The sequence below is a fragment of the Acetanaerobacterium elongatum genome (assembly GCF_900103835.1).
GTDB lineage: Bacteria > Bacillota > Clostridia > Oscillospirales > Ruminococcaceae > Acetanaerobacterium > Acetanaerobacterium elongatum.
Genome location: NZ_FNID01000063.1, coordinates 1 through 5,067, shown reverse-complemented (window position 1 = coordinate 5,067; position 5,067 = coordinate 1). Strand labels below are relative to the sequence as shown.

Below are 5,067 nucleotides of genomic sequence, written 5' to 3'. Positions count from 1 at the left end.
CAGACCACATCCGCCAGCAAGATATTCCAAGACAGCTTTCTTCTTTAATTCGGAGCTGTAAACGCGGTTCTTTTTTGTCGGGGCAAGACCCAAAGCACCCTCCTGTCGATATATCCGAGCCCATCTGGCTATTGATGCAGGTGCAACCTTGGCTCGTCTGGCGGCTTCCTCTCTTGAAATTTTCCCAGATACATACTCTCGAGTGATTTTAACTTTTTCAGTAACCTCTATTTTAGATTTTTGTGGCATAAAAATACTCCCTTCATGATGAACAGTGTTTGTTATTTCACTGTCTCTCATAAAGGGAGCATATCATAATACTCTGCTTGACTTTATTGATGTGTTCGTCATTACTCTTCGGATGTATGCAAACGGAGTGCACCAAGGATACTAAAGCAGTACAATCTAAGGGGCAAAAAGCTGAAGCTGTCTCAACAGTGCAAAGCATGACATCAGAGGCGGTTCCTTCCGCGGGTGCTTCCTCCGGCAGCAATTCTACCGGCTTGGATAAATGTATTTCGACGGCTATTTTAACGAAGTGGGGCGCTCAGAACCAGCAGGAAGCTTTTTATACCGAAGCGCATCTGGTGCTGGATACAAGAGTGGAAGGGGAAAAGACTACGGTTTATCTGCTGGAGCAGTTTTACCGGTTTAGCTTTGAGAATGATCGTTTTGTGGTAACTAGTGGTCATTCAAGCCCCGTTGTTATGGTTTTTACCCGCAATGACGATGACACATTTACTTTGTTGGATTATCATGCTCCGATAGAACAGACGCTTGAAAAAGAATTCTCGCAAAATGCCATTGAGAAATTTAGAGCACTGTCGGAAGAACAACTTAAACCCCTTCAGGAAAAGGTGAAGCTCGATGCCGAGAGCTTTTTAAAAGGCGCCGGATACGATGAATCTACAGTTATAGATATCAATTTTAGCAGGTAATAAAGTTAAAACGCTTGCAAAGCGGGGTTTTGCTTTCTGTGTAATCAAATATTGCCCTTTCGGTATGAACGCTTATACCGGAAGGGCTTTTGTTATATTGCCCGCTCGCATCCTATCGTTATTTGTCGAACTCAATATCTGCCGCTTTCATAAGATGTAGTGATATATTGTGCCTATATAATGTCCACTGAATAAATCATAATGCCCCCGTGAAGCGGCTTTGAAAGCATTTTTGATTTATCAGGGTGCGAGGCTTTAGCATGAAGCTAAAAAACCTTGCACCTTGCCTAGAGCTTTTTAACCCTTCATGCAGTGGACATTATAGTATGACTGAATTGGTTAAAAAGTAAACATTTTAGCCAATGCGCAGCCTCTGCCGCCGCGAATAATTCGCAAAACGAATTATTCAGCAGGTATTATATATCGAATAATTTTAAAAGGAGCAAGATGTAAAATGCCGATCCTTGAACAAGGCCAGGCGGGAACCACACTAAGCGAAACCGTATCAGCAAACGCATTTTGGGATATACGGTATCTCTGGACTATTTCAAAAACCGTAACACCGGAAATTCTGAATCTCTTCCGCAATGATACCGGAACAGTGCAATATACAATCACGGTTACAAGTGATGCAGGAACATTAGAAGCCTATATAGAAGGGCTGGTTTGCATCACAAACGGTGGGGCGGTAGCAACAGAAGGCCTTGCCAGTACGCTGGTACTGCAAACCCCTACCGGTACTACTATCCTCACACAGGCTCTTGACGTAAGCCCCAATCCTATCCTCGGCATTGGGCAAACCTACTGCTACCCTTATCGCATTGATATTCCGCTGAATCTATTCGTTCCGGGCCAATCCTTTAAGGTTACAGCCAATACAACGATATTGAATCATTCCGGCCATATTGGCGAGCCTTTTGGCCCGGGCGCAAGTGCTTCCGGAAATCTTCCGACAATACGCAGTACGGTGAATGAATCGATCAATGTAAACGACACAAACGGCTTCTCCTTCGTCTTTAACGCTACCGACCCATCTGAATTAAAAACCCGAACCTATACAAAGGATTACAGCTGCAACTCCGATCAGGGCTCCCATACCAATACAGCAACCATTGTTCAAACTGGGCAATCGGCCTCCGCTGCTGTTTTAGTGAACTGCTATGACCTGATTGTTACCAAAACGGTTCAGCCTGCATTTACCCGAATCTATTCCTGGAAAATAGGCAAGCGTGCGGTTGACAGTAACGGTGCCGTCGTTACCACGCTAACCCTGGGCCTGAATGAAACCTTTACGGTTCGATATATTATTGATGTAATGCGCACATTTACGGATACAAACTTCAGGGTTACCGGCACCATCACGGTGGTAAACCCAAATCCCGATAGAACTGCAAACGTACTGATATCTGACTTGATCTTGCCGGATGGAATAAACTCAACGGTAACACCGGCAAGTATCTCTGTTCTGCCAAACTCCAGCGCCACCGTAAATTATACTGCGGTTTTACCAAACAACCTCAGCCGCGTTGATCAGGCTACCGCTCTTCTCTTTAACACACCCAGCGGCACAACGCCTTTCTCTTCGCTGGCTATCCCCTTTGATTTCAGCAATGCAGCAATAACAGAAATTGACGCCTGTATTAACGTAATGGACAGTTTTATGGGGCCGCTTGTCCCCTCGCCTATCTGCAATAACTATCAGTTCACCTATGACAGAACATTGGGGCCATATGCCGCCTGCACCGGGGCAATACAATTTCCCAATACTGCCGCCTTTACAACAATCGACACGCAGACCACCGGAAGTGCCGATTGGGCGATTACGGTAACTGTTCCCTGTAAGGGATGCACGTTAACTATTGGATATTGGAAAACACACGCCGGTTTCGGCCCTCAGCCAGACGTAGTAACCCCCTTGCTGCCAATAAATCTTGGTACACCGGGCGGGGTTCTCACAGTAAACGTAACCACGGCTGCTCAGGCAGTAAGCATATTGAGTTTCGGAGGTTCAAACGGGGTGACTGATGCAGCCAATGGAATAAACCGGCTCTATGCGCAGCTGCTGGCCGCCAAGCTTAACATTAAGAGCGGTGCAGACCCCAGCGTCATACAATCCACCGTTTTAGCCGCGGATGCGTTTCTTGCCAATAACAACTCCTCAAGCTGGGCACGGCTGAGCCGGGCAAACAGAACCTATGTGAATAATTTACAGACACTGTTGGATAATTACAACAACGGGCTGATTGGCCCCGGCCATTGCTCGGAACAAACCAATTTCAGTTCTGTTCAGTTAACCGCCGCTTCAGGCACCGAAGCTGCTGAAACTGACAGTACAGATACAGCTATACAAACGGATGAGACCAACATCTTCTCTGGACTGTACCCTTACCTTTTTACCGGTAAACTTGCGCCTCTTTTAGGCCAAAACGCAAAGCCGCTTACAAATGATAACAATTATTATTGGAAATACCGCGGCCAGTGCTGCGTCAATTCAAGGCCAAGGATGAGATCGTTTATTTCTATAAGTAATCTGCCGTAGTCAGCGCACTAATGTAATTCTATCGCTGCACTTGTTATTGATTACGAGAAAACCGGGCGGGAACTGCTTCCCACCCGGTTTCATTTACTTAAGTTGATGCTGAAGATAAAAATACGAACTAAATTGCCACGTCATCGCAGAAAATATATAAGGGCAGCCATTAGGATTATCCTTTCAGTTTCTAAAACCACTTGTGCTTTTTAAAATAGAAAATGCACCCGGCTACCATCACAACACAAACCCCGATGACTATGGGATAAGAGTACGGAAAGCTGTATTCGGGCATCTGGAGGTTCATGCCGTACCAGCCCACTATAAGCGTTAACGGAAGAAAGATCGCGGTAATAACGGTAAACACCTTCATGGTAACATTCAGGCTGATATCTACCTGTGACTGGTATGCCTCGCGAATCTGAGTGACATAATCGCGCAGGTTTAGCACGCTGTGGTAGAGACGGTCTACTCTGCCCTCCAAAATCTTAAAGCTGCGCAGGGCGCGTTTATCCAACAAGCCGTTCTCGTTGCCGTCAAGGTATCCCAATACACCAAGCAGCTGCTCGTAGTACCGTTTGAGGATCATCAGGCGCTTGCGCAGTGAGATGATGGTTTTTACATAGTTTTTATTGAGCTTGTCGAGGATAACATCGTCCTCAAGATTAATAATCCCCTGTTCGATATCCTCCAGATATTCGGCATCCTTTTCCGTGAGGTATTCAAAGAACATAAACAAGAGCTTGCCGAAGCTCACATCCGGCACACCGTCTTCGATTACACGGCTGAGCAGCTTTTCAACATACTGCGGGTTATCACATAAAAACAGCAGGCTGCTCTTTTGCAGAAAGATATACACCCGCTCCAGCGGTGAGGAAAGCGCGCGGTGGTTTAAAAGCCCCGCGCAGATGACGTCCAGCGCCTCATGGCTCTCAAACCTTGCGGCGCGGTTTTGCAGCACGCGCCCTATTGCATCGGGTGAAAGGCAAAATTGCCCCGCAGCCGCTTCGGCATCCTGAAGCGCAAACACTCCAATGCGGTTGGGGCAGCCGTATGGCTGAGCCTCAGTTAAGGTAAAGATATTGCCGTTTTCCATATAGTAAACCATGGTATCACATCCCTAAGCTGTAGAATCGTCTGCGTTGATAATATGGTAATTTCACAGGCAGTAATTACAAAAAGTGTAGCACCGTTATTGGGGAAAAGCAATATTAATTCAAAATGATTGCGCTTACAATATGTAGGACTACAATACATATTGGACAGTAGATAAAAAAAGATGAAAGATGAGGAGAAATCGGTTATTGTTGAGTTACCACACCTAACAAGCCGAAAGGAGACCTCATCTCTCATGAACAGCATAACACAAGACATGAAGTACAGACAATCCCTAATGAAGTATGTGGAGAAATATGGCGTGAGCCGAGCCAGCCGGAAATATAACAGAAGTCGATCGTATATCTATTTTTGGAAAAAGCGATATGATGGAACGGTAGAATCTCTGGGCTGCCAATCACGAAGGCCACACAGTCATCCAAATCAGCATACCAAAGAAGAGCTCGACCTGATAGTTCGCATGCGCAGAAGGAATCCACAATT

General features: G+C 45.8%; 4 protein-coding genes and 1 pseudogene. 3 read left to right on the top strand and 2 right to left on the bottom strand.

Annotated features, from left to right (window positions below; translation table 11 throughout):
* Positions 1-249: helix-turn-helix domain-containing protein (locus BLR50_RS14135; RefSeq protein WP_162840460.1), on the bottom strand; the 249-nt coding region annotated here is incomplete at its 3' end.
* A 116-nt stretch (positions 250-365) separates the two neighbouring features.
* On the opposite strand from BLR50_RS14135, the gene BLR50_RS14130 reads away from it, so the two are divergent.
* Together BLR50_RS14130 and BLR50_RS14125 are read left to right on the top strand one after the other, a co-directional pair.
* Positions 366-938, top strand: coding sequence for a hypothetical protein (locus tag BLR50_RS14130; RefSeq protein WP_143008138.1), 573 nt, complete (start codon positions 366-368; stop codon positions 936-938).
* A gap of 454 nt (positions 939-1,392) precedes the next feature.
* Complete coding sequence (locus tag BLR50_RS14125; RefSeq protein WP_092643781.1) at positions 1,393-3,477, top strand: hypothetical protein; 2,085 nt, start codon at positions 1,393-1,395, stop codon at positions 3,475-3,477.
* 181 nt (positions 3,478-3,658) lie between these two features.
* Here the strand turns inward: BLR50_RS14125 and BLR50_RS14120 are convergent, their stop codons facing one another.
* Entirely contained in the window at positions 3,659-4,576 is a 918-nt protein-coding gene (locus BLR50_RS14120; protein WP_092643778.1) for a magnesium transporter CorA family protein, read from the bottom strand.
* A gap of 243 nt (positions 4,577-4,819) precedes the next feature.
* Between BLR50_RS14120 and BLR50_RS14615 the strand changes: the two are divergent.
* A pseudogene (locus BLR50_RS14615) lies at positions 4,820-5,067 on the top strand (helix-turn-helix domain-containing protein); the annotation flags it as partial.